Below are 18,929 nucleotides of genomic sequence, written 5' to 3'. Positions count from 1 at the left end.
ACCGAGATGATCATCGAGATCTTGCGCCCCCGGGTATCGGCGATATAGCCGAAGATCCAGCCGCCCAGCGGGCGCATGAAAAAGCCGACGGCAAAGATGCCGGCCGTCGCCAGCAGCTGGCTGGTCTGGTCGCCAGCGGGGAAGAACAGTGATGCGAAGTAGATGGAGGTGTAGGCATAGATGAAGAAGTCGTACCACTCCACCAGGTTGCCGGAACACACGCCCACAATTGCGGTTGTACGCTCTTTGCGCGTCAACGGACGTGCCGTGCTCATGTCTGCATTCATGATCGCTTACCCTTGTTGTTATTTTTGTGCCAACTCGGGTACAGCTTTGCATAGCTTCGTTTTGGGGGAAGAGGCGCCTCGGGTCTAACAGCTATGCCTGGCAGGCATGGCCATCTACACCGGGCTTTCGGGCAGTTTGTCCTGCAGATAGCGGCAGACTTCTTCTGCGACCCGGCTCAGGCAGCCTTTGAAGAAGTGGTCGGCGCCGGCGTACACCGATACGCGGCGGTGCTCGCCAGCGGCCCAGTCCATCAGGCTGACCAGGGGCGCCATCTGGTCACACTCGCCGTGCACCAGCAGGCAATCGTCGGGCAGGTCCGGCGCCGGGTAATGGCGGCCCCCCGGTACATCGCCGACCGGCAGCCCCAGCAGGGCCAAGGCGTCGAACTCTCCGACCGATGCGCAGGCCAGCCTTGCGAACACATGGGCGCCGAAAGAGAAACCGATCAAGGCGATGGGCCGCCCTGGCATGATTCCAGCCATGTGCTTGAGCACCGACTGGCTGTCCGCAGTCTCGCCGATGCCGCCATCATGACTGCCCTCGCTTGACCCCACCCCACGAAAACTCGGCCGCACCACCAGCCAGCCGCTGGCACACAACTGCCGGGCAAGGGTCACTGGCACGATGTGCCGGGGGCTGCCGCCCAACAGTGGTTGCGGATGGCTAACAATAGCCACCCCCTTCGCTGAGGTTGATGGATGATCGAGCAGCAGGTGGAGCTTGCCCACTGGGCCATCGATCAGCAGCTCTTCACGGTCCAATTGTGACATTGCAATTGTCTCCTCGATGGTTGGCGTTCACACGGGCCGGCCCGGCAGTGAGCGCATGACCAGCAGCACCAGCACGACATTGACGACGGCCAAGGCAGCGAGTGTTGCCAGCACAGCCATGGCGCCAAACTGCTGAAGCAGGTAGCCACCGACCAGCGGCGTCAGCGCCTGACCGATCAGCGAAGGCCGCGACATCTTGCCCATCAGCGCCACGTACTGCGCCGGCGGCAGCAGCGCCAGAGGCAGCAAACCCCGGACGATGGCCCGCAGGCCGTTGCCGCAGCCGTAGAGCAACAACCCCAGTGCCGTTGCGCCAGGCGCCAGGGCAACCAGTGCCACGCCCACCGCCACTAATACTGAAGACACCAGGGCGGTCCAGATCGGGTGTCGTTTGCGGGCGACGATCTGCAGCACGCGCGAAGCCACTTGGCTGGGCCCCAATAGCGCACTCAGCGCGATTGCCGTGGCCAGGCTATGGCCCAACCCCTGCAGCACTGCCACCAGTTGCACCGAAACAGCGGTCATGATGATCGCACCGAACGCGAAGATCCACATGAGCAACAGGTACAAACGCCGGTCGACGCTGACGTCGGTCGCCGCCGCCACAGGCTTGCTTGTGGCCCCGTGCGGGCCCGCAGGCAGTACCCAGAGGTAAAGCGGCGCGACCGCGACAATCAGCATAAGTGCATAGGCGGTACAGGTGACCCGCCAGCCGAACTGGTCGATGGCGTACGCCACCAGCGGCCAAGTGATCGTGGTGGCAAAACCGGAAATCAAGGTGATGCCAGTGATCGCCCTGCCCGCCCGCTCGGCATACAAGGCGCCGAGGGTGGCAAACAGGGCTTCGTAAAGACCAATGGCCATGCCGACGCCAATCACCACCCAGGCCAGCAGGAACACTTGCAGGCTGTGTGCGTTGGCGACGAGCAACAGCCCCGCCCCCACCACGACTCCACTCGCGGCCAACTGCCGGCGCCCACCGTAGCGCGCGACCAAGCGGCTCGACAGTGGCGCCAGCAGTGCAGACACCATCAAGCCCAGCGACAGCGCGCCGTAGACCCAATGGCCATCCCACCCGGTCTCGCGCAGGATCGGCTCGCCCATGACTGCCAGAAGAAAGAAAGACCCACCCCAGACCATGATCTGGAGTACCCCCAGGCAAAGGATGCCGATGGGTCCGGGGAGACATAGAGCAGCGTTCACAAACGGCCTTCATGTGCGCAGGAGATCGACGTCGGTGCTTACCGTCGCCAACGTGTAGAGGGGCACTGATGCGCGCAAAACGCATAGTGCGGCTGCGCAAGTCTAATGGTATGGGCAAACGGCTGCTATTGAATCCGGGCATTTCAGCCATGCCGGAAAGAGCGGTGATGCGGCGTTCAATAGCGGCCAATCCAGCAGGCCCGCTTCGCGCGAAGCGGGCCTGCCAAAGGCGCTTAACCTTTGCGCTGCAGGGTGTGGTAACCGAGGTCCTCGCGGGCCTGCTTCAAGGTCTTGCCCTGGCTGATGGCGGCGCGGATATCGGCCTCCACGGCTTCGATCTGGCGGGCAAGCTGGGCGACATCACCGGCACGCCCGCGTGGCACCACCACTACGCCATTGGCGTCGGCCACGATGATATCCCGAGCGCAGACCCGCGCCTGACCGATGGACACCGGCTCGTTGACCGCGCCAACCTCGACCCGGTCCTTGCCGGTACGCATGAAACGGCCCTTGGTGAACAGCGGGTAGCCGTCACCCAGAGCCTTGCTGACATCGCGGCAGACGCCATCGATCACTGTCGCGGCGATCTTTCGCGAGCCGGCGTACTGGGTCATGATGTCGCCCCAGACGGTGCAATCGGTGCGGCCGTCATTGTCGATCACCACCACATCGCCTTCGCTCACCTCTTCGATGAAGTCACCCACGGTACCGGGAGGTACGCTAGCGGACACATAGCGGACGGTGAATGCAGGGCCGACCACGACTTGCTTGTAATCGGCCAGCGGCATCACGCCAAAACAGTGCCCTGGCAGGCCCAGCTTGTCCATGGCATCCGATACGCCGGGGGTATCGAGGCCCTCGAACAGCGCAACCAGTTCTTTGTCTTCGGTATTCATCAGCAGCTCCTTGGTACGGTGATCAAATAAAAGATTGTGCAGCGCAAGACCTCAGGACTCAGCCGTTCTGGGGACCGGCTCGATAATGGTCAGCAGCAACACGAAACTGACGAACGAACCGATCGCCAGGTAGGAGAAGACGTAGCTCCAGCCGTAGCTGTCGAGCAATAGACCGGTCAGGAATGGCGTGGCTGCGGCGCCCAACTGGCCAACCATGTTGACGATGGCATTGGCAATCGGGAAGGTCTGCTTGCTGGCCAGCGCCATGGGGTAAACCATATAGGACGAAAAGCCCAGGCTCAGCACCACACCCGTGGCCATCAGCAGCAGCCCATAGGCCAATGGGTCGGCAGGCGAGTTGATCAACAGGTACATCATCACCGAGGTACCCAGGGCCGACAGCAGCATCCCGGGCTTGCGCCGTCCGGCCAGCAAGCGGTCCGAGCAGTAGCCACCCAGCAGGTTGCCCAACACGGCGCCGACCCAAGGCGCTGCCGAGACCAGGCCCATGTTCATTACCGAGAAGCCCTTGACGGTCATCAGATAAGTCGGGATCCAGGCCAGCAGCACGCTGGACACGCCCAGCTGGAAGCAGTAGCTCAGCGCGCTGCCCCATATCTGCCAGGAGCCGAACACCTGGCGACGGGTTTCAAGCTGCGGTATTTCGCGTCGACGAATGAAGGCATCCAGCCGAGCAAAGCTGCGTACTTCAGGTCGCCCGGTATTGCTTGCCGCGGTTCCGGTGCCGCCGGTCCCTGCCGGCTCGCTGATGTAGTCCAACTCGGCCTGGTTAACGAAGCGGCTCCTGGAGGGGTGATCGGCAACCATGAAGTACCAGGCGATTGACAGCAGGATCCCGGGTACGGCAAAGAAGTAGAACACCTCGCGCCAGCCCCACACCGAAATGATCACGGCGCACAGGGGCGGGACGATGACTGGGCCGAACTTCACGGCAGACAGAAAGATGCCCGAGGCGATGCCTTTTTCCCGGGGCGGGAACCAGTTGTTGATGGTGGTCGTCATGCTGATCGGTAACGGGCCCTCCGCCACCCCCAGGCCCAGGCGATAGAGTTTCAATGCCAACAGCGAGCCTGCCGTGCCGACCAGGCCGGTCAGCGCCGAGGTCATGATCATTGCGCCGGGCAGGATTCGGCTTACGCCGTATTTGCTGAACGCCAAACCGGCCGGGATCTGGGCCAGTGCGTAGGCCAGCAGGAATAGGCTCATGAGGCCGCCGGCCTGGGCGTTGCTCATCTCGAATTCCTGCCGGATGAACGGCAGCGCGACACCGAGATTGGCCCTGTCCGCCGCTGCGATGGTGTAGATGGAAAAAATCATCCCGGCAACGATCCAGCGGTAGCTGCTGCGCCCTTTGGCATGGACTATTTCAGCGGTCAACATAATGTGCACACCCTTGTTGTTGTAATTCGCGGGTAATCTAGGCACGGTGATACAAGAAAAAAAGCGACAAAAACTCAACTCAAATCATCGCTTTTGGTGGACAGTCTGAATCCCACTCGCCCTAGACAGCAGCCCTGCGGAGGTAATAAACGTGATCACCCTGAAGCAGATCGAAGCCATTTACTGGATTGTCGAGCTGGGCAGTTTCGAGGCCGCCGCCACCAAACTGAACATGTCGCAGTCGGCGATTTCCAAACGAGTCCAGGAGTTGGAGGATGCCTTCGGCGTATCGATCTTCGATCGCTCCAAGCGCACTGCCCGGCTTACGCAAAAGGGTATCGAACTGCATGGCTGCGCGGTGGACATGCTGCGCCAGCGTGACGACTTGCTCGAACGCATCAGCTCGAAGGAAACCCTGATCAGGCGGTTTCGCCTTGGGGTGACGGAACTCACCGCGCTCACCTGGCTACCCTCGCTGGTCGAGCGCATACATCAGACCTACCCACGGGTCGACCTCGAGCCTTCCATCGAACTCAGCACCGACCTGTTGCGGCGGCTGGAAAACGATGAGATGGACCTCATCGTCGTGCCTGACATCTTTCACGATCCGCGCTTCATCAGCACGCCCTTGAAGGCCGTAGAGAACGCCTGGATGTGTGCACCCGCCTTGTATCCAGGCGACGGCGCCATCAGCCTGAATGCGCTGGCGAACTTCACCGTATTGACGCAGGGCGGCAGCTCAGGGACCGGCCTGACCTACGAGCGCTGGCTGGCAGAACACGACATTCGCCTTGGCAAGACCCTGACCAGCAACTACCTCGTGGCGCAGGTCGGCCTGACCATCTCAGGTGTGGGCATCAGCTACCTGCCGCTCGCCTGCATGGGCACGCTTATCACCCAGGAGCGCTTGAAGGTGATCCACACGCAGCAGCCATTGCCAGCCATCAACTACGTCTGCGTTCACAGGGCCGACCGCTACCAGGGGCTGACGGTCGAAGTGGCCCGTCTCGCCCAGCAAACCTGTAATTTCAACCAGCTAATCATCACTTGAGGCGATGATTTCTGATAAAAAAATATCGCTAAAAGCAAAGCCTGTTCTCTCCTAACATCGGCGCATACCCCTTGAACAGGAGATTGAACATGTTATTACCCGGGTCCCGCATCCTCGCTTCACCTGCTCTGGCCCCCGCGTCAGTCATCGAAGCTTTCGCTTCGGTGGTCACCCCGCACATCAGCGACAACCTCGGCCGCCACATTGGTGCCCGAGGCCTGACCCGCTACAACACAACGGGCAAACTGGTGGGTACCGCACTGACCATCAAGACCCGGCCCGGTGACAATCTCTATATCTACAAGGCCCTGACCTTGCTCGAGCCGGGTCACGTATTGGTGATCGACGCCCAGGGTGACACCAACAATGCGGTGATCGGCGAGCTCATCAAGCTCTACGCCGAACAACGCGGCTGTGTGGGGTTCATCGTCGACGGCGCGATTCGTGATGTGGATTCATTCCGTTCGAGCCCCTGTTACGCACGGGGTGTCGTGCATTGCGGCCCTTACAAGACTGGCCCAGGCGAAATCAACGTACCGGTGTCGGTTGGCGGCATGCTGGTGAACCCGGGTGACATCATCGTCGGTGACGAGGATGGCGTCGTGGCGTTCCCCCTCGCGGCAGCCGAGCAGGTGCTGGCTCAGGCCCATGCTCATCAAGCCCATGAAGAGCGGGTAAAGGCTGAAATCGCCACTGGAGCTGTGGATCAATCCTGGCTGGACAAGGTGCTGGAAAAGGCCGGGTTGGCGGATTGAAACCCGCTATCGATCAGCCCTCCCGTGGCGGACCGTCTGACCGCCACGGTCACTGCTTATTCCAGACTTGTCAGGAAGCTAAAGAGATTCGCTGCCTCTGAGGGTGATAGAGCGCGGGGATGGGTGCTGCATCGTCCGGATTACTCGACCACGATTGCCATGGCTATCAAAGATCACAGGGAAAAGTAACGGCTGCAATCAATCTGTCGGGCCCAGATGCCGTGATGGGTCCCGAGGGTACTACGGAGAAGTTCGTGGCGTTACAGCGGGAATGCAGCGGAAAGATCAGCGCCGAACTGGAATATGTCAAAGACTGATGACTGGATCGTGTGGCAGGACCGTGGAAACCTTGTGTCATAGGCAGCACGCACCAGACAGCCAATTCCATCCCACGACTTTACGCCATTTTTACTCGACATTTCCGGACAGCAGGCAATACTGCCGGCACTGTCCTAACGAGCTTACTCAATGCCGCTTCCAGCATTGCGTTTCATCGCCTTCATCATTGGTGTATTCCTGATTACTCTGGCCGTCAGCATGGTGATCCCGATGCTGACGCTGCTGTTGTATGACCGCAGCGACGACCTCGGCGCTTTCGCCTGGTCGAGCCTCATCATTCTGTGCGCCGGCCTGGTCATGGTAGCTCGCGGCATCCCGGACACACCGCAGTTGCGGGCCAGGGACATGTATTTCCTCACGACGGCAAGCTGGGTCATCGTGTGCGCATGTGCGGCCCTACCGATGGTGTTCATTCGGCACATCAGTTACACGGATGCGTTCTTCGAAACCATGTCGGGAATCACCACCACCGGCTCGACGGTGCTGACCGGCCTGGACAGTGCATCGCCGGGGCTGCTGATCTGGCGTTCTTTGCTGCACTGGCTGGGGGGCATCGGCTTTATCGGCATGGCCGTGGCGATCCTGCCACTGCTGCGCGTGGGCGGCATGCGCCTGTTCCAGACCGAGTCTTCGGACTGGTCCGACAAAGTGACGCCGCGTTCACATGTGGCAGCCAAGATGATCCTGCTGGTCTACCTGGCCCTGACAGCACTGGGGACAGGGGCGTTGTGGGCTGCCGGTATGACCCCGTTCGAAGCCATCAATCATTCGATGTCGCTGATTTCAACCGGCGGCTTCTCTACCTCGGATGCCTCGCTAGGTCATTGGGTGCAGCCTGCGGTGCATTGGGTGGCCGTGGTCATCATGATTCTCGGCAGCCTGCCCTTCACCCTGTATGTCGCCACGCTGCGTGGCCATCGACGCATCCTGCTCAAGGACCATCAAGTTCGTGGTTTCCTGGGTTTTCTAGTCTTCGTTTGGCTCACGGTCGGAACCTGGCTCTGCTGGCACAGCGACCTGCCCTGGTGGGATGCGTTTCGTATCACTGCGGTCAATGTGACCTCGGTGGTGACCACCACGGGCGTCGCCGTGGGTGATTACACGCTCTGGGGCAGCTTCGCCATCATGCTGTTCTTTTACCTGACGTTCGTCGGTGGCTGCTCGGGCTCTACTGCCGGCGGTTTGAAAATATTCCGTTTCCAGGTGGCCGCGGCCTTGCTAGTCAGCAGCCTGAAACAGTTGATCCATCCACGGGCAATGATCTCGAAGAAATACAATGGGCACCCCATCGATGAAGAGATCGTGCGCTCACTGTTGACGTTCTCGTTCTTCTTCTCAGTCACCATCGCGGTCATTGCCCTTGGCCTCTCTCTGCTAGGGCTCGACTGGACGACGGCGTTGAGCGGAGCCGCTACCGCCGTGTGCAACGTTGGACCAGGTCTGGGTACACTTATCGGTCCAGCAGGTAATTTCGCCTCGTTGCCGGACGCTGCGAAATGGTTGCTGACGGTCGGCATGCTGCTTGGACGGCTCGAAATCCTCACCGTGCTGGTACTCGTCTCGCCAGCTTTCTGGCGATTCTAGAGCAGACGTCATACAAACAATCAGCCATAAAATTGGGCAGAGGCTGCATATTCGTTCTAGGTTTACTGGCGCAGGAAGAACAACAACAAGCGGAGAACGACGCCATGAACCGAGCCCTTCGCCTGGCTTTGGCCAGCACCTTGTTTGCTGTCTGTGCTGCTGCCCAGGCCGCACCGACTTTCATCAACATCCTCACAGGCGGCACCAGCGGTGTCTATTACCCGATAGGTGTAGGCATCTCACAGCTCTACAGCCATGGCATCGAGGGCAGCAAGACCTCCGTGCAAGCCACCAAGGCGTCGGTCGAGAACCTCAACCTGCTACAAGCCGGTCGAGGGGAGTTGGCATTCGCGCTTGGGGACTCGGTGGCGGATGCCTGGAAGGGCGACGCAGAGGCTGGATTCAAAACGCCCTTGAAGAAACTCCGGGCCATCGCCGGCACCTACCCCAACTACATCCAGATCGTCGCCAGCAAGGAGTCGGGGATCACATCCCTGGCGGACCTCAAGGGCAAGCGCGTCTCGGTTGGAGCGCCCAAGTCCGGCACAGAGCTGAATGCACGCGCCATCTTCAAAGCCGCAGGGCTTACCTACCAAGACATGGGGAAAGTCGAGTACCTGCCCTATGCGGAGTCCGTCGAACTGATCAAAAACCGTCAACTTGACGCCACGCTCCAGTCCTCAGGGCTCGGTCAAGCGGCTATCCGTGATTTGGCCGCTACCTTGCCAGTCGTGTTCGTGCCTGTCCCGGCTGACGTCGTGACCAAGATCGGCAACAACGCCTACCAGCCCGCCACCATTCCTGCCAACACCTATGATGGCCAGAGTGCAGACGTATCGACTGCCGCGATCACCAACATCCTCGTGACCCGCGCCGATATCAGCGATGACCTGGCCTATCAGATGACCAAGCTGATCTTCGAGAATCTTCCACGCCTGGTCACGGCCCACGCTGCAGCGAAAGATATCCAGACCGAGAATGCGGCCAAGAACCTGCCCATTCCGTTACATCCTGGAGCAGAAAGGTACTTCAAGGAGAAAAACCTGCTCCCCTGATGACATCCTCAAGCCATGGAGCAGCGCATGAGTGATACCCAACAAGGTCTTCACGCCAGCACCGATCGTTGGCCTGCCACGCTTTTTGCCGTGGCGCTGGCCTTTTCGGTGTTCCAGATCGCCACAGCGGCCTTCCCCCTGATTTCTACCCAAGTACTGCGTGCAGTACACCTGGGGTTCCTGTTGCTGGTGGTGTACCTGAGCTATTCGTTCGTGGGTCACCGTCGGCCGTGGCAACCTCTCGGTTGGCTGCTGGGGCTTGCGGGAATGGCGACTGCCGCCTACCAGTGGCACTTCGAAGGCGACCTGATTCAACGCTCCGGTGAGCTGACGAGCAGTGACCTGGCCGCGGGCCTGTTGCTGACTGGTTTGGTCTTTGAGGCAGCGCGGCGAGTCATGGGCATAGCGTTGCCCATCATTTGCGCCCTGTTTCTGGCCTACGGGTTGCTCGGTCAATACTTGCCAGGAGAACTTGCGCATCGAGGCTACGGCCTCGATCAGATCGTCAATCAGTTGGCCTTCGGCACCGAGGGGCTGTATGGCACACCCACCTACGTCTCAGCCACTTACATTTACCTGTTCATTTTGTTCGGTGCCTTCCTTGAACAAGCGGGCATGATTCGTCTGTTTACCGATTTCGCCATGGGGCTGTTCGGCCATAGAAGCGGGGGGCCGGCCAAGGTATCGGTGTTTTCCTCAGCACTGATGGGGACCATTACCGGCTCAGGCGTGGCCAACGTCGTCACCACCGGGCAATTCACCATTCCGCTGATGAAGCGCTTCGGCTACAAAGCTGCATTCGCCGGTGGCGTCGAGGCGACCTCAAGCATGGGCAGCCAGCTGATGCCACCGGTGATGGGCGCGGTAGCGTTCATCATGGCCGAGACGATCAACGTGCCTTATGCCGAGGTAGCGAAAGCCGCACTCATCCCGGCATTGCTGTACTTTGGCTCGGTCTACTGGATGGTTCACCTGGAGGCTCGGCGCAGCCATCTGCATGGTTTGCCTCGTGAGCAATGCCCGAGTGCCTGGGACGCGTTGCGACAACGTTGGTTTCTGCTGGTACCGCTGATGGTCCTGGTCGCGCTGTTGTTTTCCGGACGAACGCCTTTGTTTTCAGGAATGGTCGGCCTGGCCCTGACCGCGATCGTCATCCTTGGCTCGGCCATCATCCTGCGCGCCCACCAGACATGGTTGCGAGCGGCCTTCTGGGTTGCGCTGGGGATACTGTGCTCTGGTTTTTTCCGCATGGGGATCGGCGTGATCCTACTGGTCATTGCCTGTTTGGCCATTGCGTGCTGCTTCGTCCAAGGCGGTCGCGCCACCCTGCGCGCATGCGTCATGGCCCTTGCGGAAGGCGCCCGTCATGCGGTGCCGGTGGGTATTGCCTGTGCGCTGGTCGGCGTCATTATCGGCATCATTTCGCTGACCGGCCTGGCCACCACGTTTGCCGGATACATTCTTGACCTGGGGCGAGACAACCTGTTCCTCTCGCTGGTATTGACCATGCTCACCTGCCTGGTGCTGGGTATGGGTATCCCGACCATCCCCAACTACATCATCACCAGTTCCATTGCCGCCCCCGCACTGTTGGAACTTGGGGTACCGCTGATCGTCTCGCACATGTTCGTGTTCTATTTCGGCATCCTGGCCGACCTGACACCGCCAGTGGCTTTGGCGTGCTTTGCCGCCGCCCCGATTGCCAAGGAAAAGGGGCTGTTGATCAGCTTCTGGGCAGTGCGCATTGCCTTGGCCGGCTTCGTGGTGCCCTTCATGGCGGTGTATGACCCGGCGTTGATGATGCAAGGCGAAAGCCTGGGCGCCACGCTGTACATGGTGATCAAAGCCGTGTTCGCGATAGTCCTTTGGGGATGTGCGTCGATTGGGCATTTGCGGGCACCCATGCCCGGGTGGGAGCGTCTATTGGCGTTCGCTGCTGGTGTGTCGTTGATACTCGCCGCGCCCATCAGTGATGAGGCCGGTTTTGCGTTGGGTACGGCAGTGCTGGGTTGGCACTACTGGCGAAGTCGGCCAGCCTCTGGGCAGCCCGCATGACCAGCCTTTGTCTTGGGCTGGCCGGCGTGGTCTGGGCCAGCCTGCCACTACAGGATTTTACTCTGGCCTGGCAGCACAGTATCGAAAAGCTCCGCTGGGAAGAGGATTACCACGTGACCCAGGCTGGCCTGTTGCTGGTAGAGGCCCGCGTCAAAGGCAGCGGAGCCGGCATGGAAATTCCGGACGACGCTCAACTGCGCGACGGAACTTGGCATTATCATCGCGACTTACCACCGCTGCAGCCTTTGCACGCTGGGCGGACGCCCGAGGCTGGCGACTACCAAGTCTGCACGACAGATTGGTGCCAGCCGCTGTCCTATTGGTTAGGACCGCCGAGCGAACGCATTGCTGCCGTAGACTTCTGGTCCTGTGAAAGTCCGCCCTTGGACAGCAGGCGAACCGCCCTGCCCTGACTGCACCAGACCAGGACCGAATCCATTTCAGCACACCACGTGCAAGTAATGCAGGTGGCGCTCGTACTGATCCAGGATGTTATCCACTACCAGCGCACCGGAGTCCGCCGACGTCACAAAAAACACCACAACCATCAGCATCGCGATCAACGAAACGACGCTGGAGAACGGGAAGTGCTATCGGCTTCGGTGATCGCGGCCGCGCTTGGCTTGGCCTGGGGTGTGTGGAGCAAGCTGAAGCTCAAGCAGCCTGCACGTGAAAAAGGCTACTCTGGCAGTACGCCAAAGCGTCGGACTGTTCCCTCGGCGAAGGAGACCTTAATGATAGCTCGGTGGCATTGGTTGGCTACGAGGATTGCCAAACGCCTCTGGTTCAGAGCGACACTCTTCTCGCTACTGGGGGTGGTGACAGCGCTTCTGGCCGTGGTATTCAAGGATGCGGTGCCGGCCACTTTGCCTGCGCGCATCGGCGCGGACGCAGTTGACAAGATACTGGGCATCATCGCGTCAAGCATGCTTGCTGTGACAACGTTCTCGCTGAGCACCATGGTGTCGGCCTATAGTGCCGCCAGCAGTGGGGTAACCCCACGTGCCACTTCGCTGGTCATGGAGGACGCGACGACCCAGAACGCGCTGGCCACTTTTATCGGGTCGTTTCTGTTCAGTCTCGTCGGTATCATTGCACTGAGCACTGGCGCCTACGGTACCCAAGGTCGCGTGCTGCTTTTCACCGTTACGATTGCAGTCGTGATCCTGATCATTTACACGTTGCTGCGCTGGATTGATCATCTTTCCAAACTAGGGCGCGTGGGCGAAACGATCGATCGTGTCGAAAGGGCAGTAATCAAAGCCATCCAGCAGCGTGTCGAGCATCCCCACCTGGGCGGCGCGGCCTACCCTGACAGCTTCGTACTACCTGAATCTACACATGCCTTGAGAAGCAGTGAAACGGGGTATGTACAGCACATCGATGTTCTCTCTCTGGGCAAGATTGCAACCGACGCCAAGGTCCGTATTTATGTTGAAGTCCTGCCAGGGGCCTTCGTTCATGAGGGAATGGTGTTGGCAAGAGTCCTGGCTTTGAACGGTGAGCCGGCCGATGTCGATGATGCACTGGACCTCGAGATTATCGCAGCCTTGACCATCGGGCTCAGAAGAACCTTCGAACACGACCCGCGTTTCGGGCTTTCAGTGCTGTCGGAGATCGCCTCGCGGGCGCTGTCTCCGGCAGTGAACGATCCAGGTACGGCGATCGACATCATTGGCCGTGGCATTCGATCCCTCACGTGTTGGGGCAGACTGCAGGCTGTCACACAGAGCCAGGCTAGCGAATGCGCGCAGGTACATGTTCGCACCCTGAGGGTAGATGATTTGTTCGATGATTTCTTTGCACCGATCAGCAGGGACGGCGCCGCTCTGCAAGAAGTGAACGTGCGCTTGATCAAAGCGCTTACCTGCTTGGCGCAGATTAACCCCCGTGTTTTTCAATCCTCAAGCAGCCGGCATGCCAAGCGATTGCTTGAACACGCGGACAGTGGACTTTTGATTCAACAGGACAAGGACGCTCTCCGCGCTCTTGCTGTCGAACTAATAGGGGTGCACTGAGTCAGGGTAAACCCAATTCTCTGAGTCGTCGAACCTCACCAAAGATCACAGCGATAATGCTGGTAGGCGGCGACCCGTACCGAAATGGGCGACTTAGCCGAATGACTGGTTGACCCGTTAGGTACGTTAACCCATGTGCTGGCGGTGTTCGGCGCTGCGAAACCGCACTGCGCTTATTTGTTCGCCAATCACCGAGCCAATCGGAGCGGATGACACGATTCCCAGCCACTTGCCGCGCCAGCGCGATGTCGTCGAGCGTGCAGCCTGGTCGGTGCCAGGCGTGAGCTAGCATTGACCCTGCGACCCCGTCCCGAGTAACGATGATGCTCACTGTCACACTGATCAATATGTTGATCGTTATCCTGGTGGTGGTCATCCACTACGAATGCCTGCTGCGCTTGAACGACTGGCTACCACGCCTGAGGCTGTGGAACCGGTTCCGTATCGTCGCGGGGGTGTTGGGCGCGTTGCTGGCCCATGCCGTGGAAGTCTGGTGCTTCGCCCTGGCTTATTACCTGATGGCCCATGCCGAGGGCTGGGGGACGCTCAGCGGAAATTTCGACGGGAGCTTTCTGGACTGCGTGTATTTTTCCTTCACCACCTACACCACCATAGGCTTCGGCGACATCGTCCCCACCGGCCACCTCAAATACCTCACCGGCCTGCAGGCGCTGACGGGCCTGGTGCTGATCACCTGGACCGCCTCGTTCCTTTTTCTGGAAATGCAGAAGTACTGGAAAACCAAATGAAGAAGGAGCCCGATGAAGCCATGCTCGACCAGTTGATGACGGTCGACCAGAACCGGCAGGCAGCCTATCACCCTGGGTGGATTCCTGGCCGCCGCGCGAGCCCTACATGAGGAGGTGATCGACGATGGCGTCTGCGATGAGATAGCCAGACCGCGATTGCCATGGCTATCAGAGATCACAGGGGAAAAGTAACGGCTGCAATCAATCTGTCGGGCCCAGATGCCGTGATGGATCCCGAGGGTACTACGGAGAAGTTCGTGGCGTTACTGCACCGAGCCACTTCACGCATGTCGCACGCCGTGCCGACGGTGTTCGCCCAGAGCATGATGGGAACCGTGCAAACCGCCTAACCTACCGCCCTGTCAAAGGCGTAGCCCTTCAAGACTAACCACCCTATCCCCCTGGGAACACTACACATGCCTATCGACTTCAGGCCCGCTCAAGCCTCGGACGCGCATGATATCGCGCGCTTCTTTCAACTGACTTCGGAGGGCATGGCCGATTACATATGGAGCAAGCTCGCCGCACCTGGAGAAGCATTGCTGAGTATCGGTACGTCTCGCTACGCCAGGGAGCAGGGCGACTTTTCCTACAAGAACTGCCTGATGGCCACTTTTGAAGGGCGCGTCATCGGCATGATGCATAGCTACGCCTTGCGCGCGATTCCTGACAGGCCTGTCGAGACCGACCCGGTCCTCGCGCCCTATTCCGACATGGAAATACCCGATACGTTGTACATATCCAGCCTGGCCCTGGATGAGGACTGGCGCAGCCAGGGGCTGGGCGTCCAGTTTCTTCGCCACGCCCAGCAGCGCGCTGAGGACAGTGGACTGCATGGGCTGTGCCTGATCGATTATGCAGAAAACCACGGTGCGCGCCGCTTCTACGAACGGCACGGTTTTGAGATTGTTAAAACCTGCCAGATCGTTCCGCACCCGATGCTGGGCGTAACCGGTGAGGCTTATTTGATGTACCGCCCTACCCACAACCTGCTCGAGAAAAAACCATGATCAAGAAACTGACCGTGTTCCGCGAACTGGATATTCAACCGGTGCGCGACCTGCCCTTTTTTGAAGAAGTGGTGGAGGGCACCCCTCACACGCTGACGTCCAAGTATTATCACGATGAACAGCAAGGTCGCATTTCCGGAGAATGGGAAGCCAGCACTGGAGCGTGGCGCATCGATTATAAAGTTTGGGAGTTCTGCCACGTCCTGAGTGGATGCTGCGTCATCGAGCTGGAGGGTTGCGCCCCCGTCACACTGGCCGCTGGCGACACGTTCATTATCGAACCGGGCGCCAAGGGCAAATGGACCGTGCTGGAAGACATGAAAAAGAACTTCGTGATCTTGTTGCCCGCGAACTAGGTACGGGGTTCGTTTCATGGAGCACAAGGCGATGACGGTTTGCATGATGCCGTAGTGATCGGAAACTTGCCTTCACCCGGCCATTGCGCAAGGACAGCTTTGTCGATGCGCGGTTGCAGGACTCCAGCTGGAACCTCTTCATCAAGACGTTGGCCCAGCGGCCGCTCGGGCTACAGCGAGACGGCGCTGGCCAATATCAGTGGCGGCCAGGTTGCCGCCGCCATCACTGAGAGCGCAGAGCGATTACGCTACTTGCCGCTCGAAAGGCATTTGATGGGTGGCCAGACACCTGGCGCGCCCTACCCCCCATGCCAATGCCCTGGTCATCGACTCGCCAGGCCGGGAGTCGAACGCTTCTTCATGGAGCGCCATCCCCGCCCCGGCATACACCCCGATGAACAACTGGGTATTGCCGGTGCGCGACAGTCGCACCTGGATATCCATGGTGGTGCCATCATCCAGTGTTTCGTCGTGAGACCTGTGATGGAGCGTTGGATCTGCCCATTTCCAAAACACATCACCGCGTATCCGCATGCCGACCTCCTACGACTTTAGTCTTATTTGTGGGGTGCTCTCACCATAGCGCAGCGAAGCGGCAACGCAATCACCGGCGGGCGGATTATGGCGGCTGATTATGTATGAAGCCTGGCGAACGCTTGGCGGTCCGGCATTACCGAGGAACTTTCCAGGCCAGGCAACAGCCCCAATTGGAGGTTTGACGTTAACGGAGATCAGACGATGAGTGCTCAACTGAATGGCAAGCGCGTGGCCTTCCTGGTCACGGATGGGTTTGAACAGGTGGAACTGACTGGGCCGCTGGAGGCATTGAAAAGTAGCGGCGCCGTGGTCGATATCCTCAGCGAGAAAGAGGGTACTGTGCGCGGCTGGAACCACGACAAGCCGGCAGACGAATTCCCTGTAGATGCAACCTTCGAAGGTGCCGGACTCGATCTCTACGATGCCTTGGTACTGCCGGGCGGCGTGCAGAATTCCGACACTATTCGTATCATCCCCGCCGCGCAGCAACTGGTGAAGAGTCATGACGCGGCGGGCAAGCCGCTGGCAGTAATCTGCCATGGTGCCTGGCTGCTGGTATCGAGCGGCCTGGTCAGCGGCAAACGCATGACCAGCTACAAGACACTGCAGGACGATATTCGCAATGCCGGTGGCCAATGGGTCGACGAACAGGTGGTGGTCGATGGCAACCTGATCACCAGCCGCCAACCGGATGACATTCCGGCATTCAATGAGCAGCTGATCAAGGCTTTAGCGCGATGAAAGCCAGCTATATCAGTGCCATGCGCGGCAAGCCGATTTTCTGATAAAGACAGGCTCGCCAATCGGCGAGCCTGACCCCTGCGTTATCGGGTTTTTTCCAGTTCATTCATGCCCTTTGTCACGTGCCGTTTTCTGCGCGGTGGAGTCATGGGAAGTACCGGTAGAACCATCAGGACGATGGGCATCATTGTCGCGCTCCTCCTCCCCTTTGGATCTGGTCGGCGCTTGCGGCTTGCGCGAATTGGCCTGGTCTTCTCTGTTCATGCTGATCTCCTGCCCCTTACTGTGGTCGGGTGGCGCCTGGCTTGCCCCTTATAGGCATAGGAAGCCAGCGCGCAGCGCGAAGTTCAGGCGAGATGCCAATGGGAGATGGTCGGGCGCAAGGTGTGATGAACCAATTACCGCTGGATTGCGTCCACCGGAAACAACTAGCGAGTAGATTCTCCCATGGCAACCGAACCTGTGTTGGCCGCGCTCGGCTACCTCAAAGACAACCACTTGATCCTGACCACAGCCGAGTCATGCACTGCGGGCTGCATGGTGGCGCTGCTGGCAGCGGTGCCCGGTACTGGGGAAGTATTGGAAAGTGGTTATGTGGTGTATTCGCCCAGTGCCAAGAAGCGCCTGCTGGGCGTCAGCCCCGAGACCATCGAGCGATATGGCCTTACCAGCGAGGCAGTCGCATGGGAAATGGCCTTGGGTGCCTTGAGAGACAGCGATGCCAATGTGGTGATTGCCACTACTGGAATCGCCGGGCCCGCGCCTGAATCCGGCATACCTCCAGGCACCATGTGCTTTGCCTGGGCCTTTGCCGGCGAGCCCGTTGCCGTCTTTACGCGCACTCAACGCTTTTTTGGCGAACGGGCAGATGTCATGCGTGAGGGTGCACTGTTCGGACTGACTCGCCTTTCCCACTATCACCAGCGCTGGCTGCGCGGCGAGCACGTCTGAGGCACAATTCGACGCCTCGATTCCAGGCCCTATTGCAAACATCCAGGAAAGCGAGCTGATCACATGAGTGAACGAATGGAAACGCGGCAAAGCGTCCTGAATTGTTACTCAAGCTCGCAGTCCTGAATGCATACCGTCTCAGAGAGCGAGCCATGATCAAGATAGCTCTACGCGTGTGGGTTGTCGGCGGGCTGCTGGGGCTTTTGCTGGGTTGTTCACCACTGAACGTGTTAAACCTGCTCACCCCCGCAGGCACTTACCACAAGGTATCTGACCTGAAGTACGGCAAGGATCCGCGCAACCGGCTGGATGTTTACACGCCGGTCAACCGCGCAGCCGATGTGCCGGTGGTGGTGTTCTTTTATGGAGGCAGCTGGAACAGCGGTTCACGCAGTGACTACCGCTTTGTCGGCGAGGCGCTGGCAGCACGCGGTATCGTAGCGGTGCTCGCTGATTACCGGCTTTATCCCCAGGTGCACTATCAGGGCTTTCTCGACGACAGTGCGCGAGTGGTTGGCTGGACGCGCGAACACATCCGCCAGTACGGCGGCGATCCAGCGCGACTCTATGTGATGGGCCATAGCGCAGGCGGCTACAACGCAGCGATGATTGCGCTAGACCCCAAATGGCTGGCAGCCGTGGATATGCAGCCTTCGGTGCTTAGCGGCTGGATCGGCCTGGCCGGGCCTTACGACTTTCTGCCCATCGAAAACCCGGAGGTTAAACCGATTTTCTTCTTTCCGAATTCGCCACCCGACTCCCAACCGATCAACCACATCAGCGCCGCATCGCCCCCGGCGCTTTTGATAGCGGCAAAGGACGATAAGCTGGTCAACCCCGAGCGTAACACGGGGGGCATGGCCCGACGTTTGCGCGAACAAGGTGTGCCCGTGCGCGAGCTCTATTTCTCCAGGCCGGGCCACGGGACATTGATCGCAGCATTCTCCCGCCCTATGCGAGGGCTGGCGCCGGTCCTGGATGAGGTGATGGCGTTCATTCATGGGCAGGATCCAGCCTCGGGAATTTCTAACGACAGATGAGGCACTGCGTTGATCCTGAAGCGTGCTCACGCGCTGGCATCTGATCACCGCCAGTGTCTTGTCAGGGCGCCGTCAGCCCCGGTAACCGGGTCCTGCTGAGGTATTGGGACTCTGGCGATCCTCGCCAGCG

The 18,929-nt window shown here is 59.6% G+C and carries 20 protein-coding genes and 3 pseudogenes; 15 read left to right on the top strand and 8 right to left on the bottom strand.

Features of this window, described 5'->3' with window-relative positions; translation table 11 throughout:
- The 5 genes from HP546_RS11535 to HP546_RS11515 all read right to left on the bottom strand — a co-directional run.
- The coding region (locus HP546_RS11535) for an MFS transporter (protein WP_372242426.1) at positions 1 to 275 on the bottom strand (275 nt) is incomplete at its 3' end.
- Positions 276 to 401: 126 nt separating this feature from the next.
- Positions 402 to 1,058 carry an alpha/beta hydrolase gene (locus tag HP546_RS11530; RefSeq protein WP_172224682.1) on the bottom strand — a complete coding sequence of 219 codons (657 nt, stop codon included), beginning with the start codon at positions 1,056 to 1,058 and terminating at the stop codon, positions 402 to 404.
- A 27-nt stretch (positions 1,059 to 1,085) separates the two neighbouring features.
- Positions 1,086 to 2,198, bottom strand: coding sequence for an MFS transporter (locus HP546_RS11525; protein WP_172224679.1), 1,113 nt, complete (start codon positions 2,196 to 2,198; stop codon positions 1,086 to 1,088).
- 296 nt (positions 2,199 to 2,494) lie between these two features.
- Complete coding sequence (locus tag HP546_RS11520; protein ID WP_172224676.1) at positions 2,495 to 3,157, bottom strand: RraA family protein; 663 nt, start codon at positions 3,155 to 3,157, stop codon at positions 2,495 to 2,497.
- Between the two features lie 51 nt (positions 3,158 to 3,208).
- Positions 3,209 to 4,558, bottom strand: coding sequence for an MFS transporter (locus HP546_RS11515; protein ID WP_172224673.1), 1,350 nt, complete (start codon positions 4,556 to 4,558; stop codon positions 3,209 to 3,211).
- A gap of 151 nt (positions 4,559 to 4,709) precedes the next feature.
- Here HP546_RS11515 and HP546_RS11510 point away from each other — a divergent pair, with 151 nt between their 5' ends.
- The 7 genes and pseudogenes from HP546_RS11510 (at position 4,710) to HP546_RS11485 (ending at position 11,810) form a co-directional block, all read left to right on the top strand.
- A complete protein-coding gene (locus tag HP546_RS11510; protein ID WP_172224670.1) occupies positions 4,710 to 5,609 on the top strand; it encodes a LysR family transcriptional regulator in 900 nt (299 codons plus the stop codon).
- Positions 5,610 to 5,698: 89 nt separating this feature from the next.
- Entirely contained in the window at positions 5,699 to 6,364 is a 666-nt protein-coding gene (locus HP546_RS11505; RefSeq protein ID WP_172224667.1) for an RraA family protein, read from the top strand.
- Positions 6,365 to 6,463: 99 nt separating this feature from the next.
- Positions 6,464 to 6,681, top strand: a pseudogene (locus tag HP546_RS31105) (IclR family transcriptional regulator C-terminal domain-containing protein); the annotation flags it as partial.
- Between the two features lie 151 nt (positions 6,682 to 6,832).
- Positions 6,833 to 8,287 carry a TrkH family potassium uptake protein gene (locus HP546_RS11500; protein WP_172224664.1) on the top strand — a complete coding sequence of 485 codons (1,455 nt, stop codon included), beginning with the start codon at positions 6,833 to 6,835 and terminating at the stop codon, positions 8,285 to 8,287.
- A gap of 104 nt (positions 8,288 to 8,391) precedes the next feature.
- Entirely contained in the window at positions 8,392 to 9,342 is a 951-nt protein-coding gene (locus tag HP546_RS11495; protein ID WP_172224661.1) for a TAXI family TRAP transporter solute-binding subunit, read from the top strand.
- Between the two features lie 27 nt (positions 9,343 to 9,369).
- On the top strand, positions 9,370 to 11,397 hold the full coding sequence (locus HP546_RS11490; RefSeq protein ID WP_172224658.1) for a TRAP transporter permease: 2,028 nt from the start codon (positions 9,370 to 9,372) through the stop codon (positions 11,395 to 11,397).
- Entirely contained in the window at positions 11,394 to 11,810 is a 417-nt protein-coding gene (locus HP546_RS11485) for a DUF1850 domain-containing protein (RefSeq protein WP_172224655.1), read from the top strand. Before HP546_RS11490 ends, HP546_RS11485 begins: the two co-directional genes overlap by 4 nt.
- Positions 11,811 to 11,891: 81 nt before the next feature.
- On the opposite strand, the pseudogene HP546_RS11480 reads toward HP546_RS11485, so the two are convergent.
- Positions 11,892 to 11,987: pseudogene (locus tag HP546_RS11480) on the bottom strand (BCCT family transporter); the annotation flags it as partial.
- Between the two features lie 144 nt (positions 11,988 to 12,131).
- Between HP546_RS11480 and HP546_RS11475 the strand changes: the two are divergent.
- The 5 genes and pseudogenes from HP546_RS11475 to HP546_RS11455 all read left to right on the top strand — a co-directional run bounded on the left by HP546_RS11475 (position 12,132) and on the right by HP546_RS11455 (position 15,530).
- The gene (locus tag HP546_RS11475) at positions 12,132 to 13,415 is read left to right on the top strand and encodes a DUF2254 domain-containing protein (RefSeq protein ID WP_172224685.1); all 1,284 of its coding nucleotides are present in this window, start codon (positions 12,132 to 12,134) and stop codon (positions 13,413 to 13,415) included.
- 323 nt (positions 13,416 to 13,738) lie between these two features.
- Positions 13,739 to 14,164 (top strand): potassium channel family protein, encoded by a 426-nt coding sequence (locus HP546_RS11470; RefSeq protein ID WP_172224652.1) that lies wholly within the window; start codon positions 13,739 to 13,741, stop codon positions 14,162 to 14,164.
- A gap of 161 nt (positions 14,165 to 14,325) precedes the next feature.
- Positions 14,326 to 14,400, top strand: a pseudogene (locus HP546_RS31790) (hypothetical protein); the annotation flags it as partial.
- A gap of 180 nt (positions 14,401 to 14,580) precedes the next feature.
- On the top strand, positions 14,581 to 15,174 hold the full coding sequence (locus HP546_RS11460; RefSeq protein WP_172224649.1) for a GNAT family N-acetyltransferase: 594 nt from the start codon (positions 14,581 to 14,583) through the stop codon (positions 15,172 to 15,174).
- Positions 15,171 to 15,530, top strand: a complete 360-nt coding sequence (locus tag HP546_RS11455; RefSeq protein WP_172224646.1) for a cupin domain-containing protein — start codon at positions 15,171 to 15,173, stop codon at positions 15,528 to 15,530. The genes HP546_RS11460 and HP546_RS11455 overlap by 4 nt, the downstream gene beginning before the upstream one ends.
- A gap of 243 nt (positions 15,531 to 15,773) precedes the next feature.
- Here the strand turns inward: HP546_RS11455 and HP546_RS31355 are convergent, their stop codons facing one another.
- Positions 15,774 to 16,064 carry a hypothetical protein gene (locus HP546_RS31355; protein WP_256676303.1) on the bottom strand — a complete coding sequence of 97 codons (291 nt, stop codon included), beginning with the start codon at positions 16,062 to 16,064 and terminating at the stop codon, positions 15,774 to 15,776.
- A 204-nt stretch (positions 16,065 to 16,268) separates the two neighbouring features.
- On the opposite strand from HP546_RS31355, the gene HP546_RS11445 reads away from it, so the two are divergent.
- Entirely contained in the window at positions 16,269 to 16,808 is a 540-nt protein-coding gene (locus HP546_RS11445; protein ID WP_172224640.1) for a type 1 glutamine amidotransferase domain-containing protein, read from the top strand.
- 102 nt (positions 16,809 to 16,910) lie between these two features.
- On the opposite strand, the gene HP546_RS11440 is transcribed toward HP546_RS11445, so the two are convergent.
- Positions 16,911 to 17,072 carry a hypothetical protein gene (locus HP546_RS11440; RefSeq protein ID WP_172224637.1) on the bottom strand — a complete coding sequence of 54 codons (162 nt, stop codon included), beginning with the start codon at positions 17,070 to 17,072 and terminating at the stop codon, positions 16,911 to 16,913.
- Positions 17,073 to 17,255: 183 nt separating this feature from the next.
- Between HP546_RS11440 and HP546_RS11435 the strand changes: the two genes are divergently transcribed.
- Together HP546_RS11435 and HP546_RS11430 are read left to right on the top strand one after the other, a co-directional pair.
- Positions 17,256 to 17,759, top strand: coding sequence for a CinA family protein (locus HP546_RS11435; RefSeq protein WP_172224634.1), 504 nt, complete (start codon positions 17,256 to 17,258; stop codon positions 17,757 to 17,759).
- Positions 17,760 to 17,911: 152 nt separating this feature from the next.
- Positions 17,912 to 18,799, top strand: coding sequence for an alpha/beta hydrolase (locus HP546_RS11430; protein ID WP_172224631.1), 888 nt, complete (start codon positions 17,912 to 17,914; stop codon positions 18,797 to 18,799).
- The last annotated feature ends 130 nt before the right edge of the window (positions 18,800 to 18,929 follow it).

This window comes from Pseudomonas sp. CM25, assembly GCF_013179705.1.
Lineage (GTDB): Bacteria > Pseudomonadota > Gammaproteobacteria > Pseudomonadales > Pseudomonadaceae > Aquipseudomonas.
Note: the sequence above shows the minus strand (reverse complement) of the source record. Positions and strands in the feature narration are given on the sequence as shown.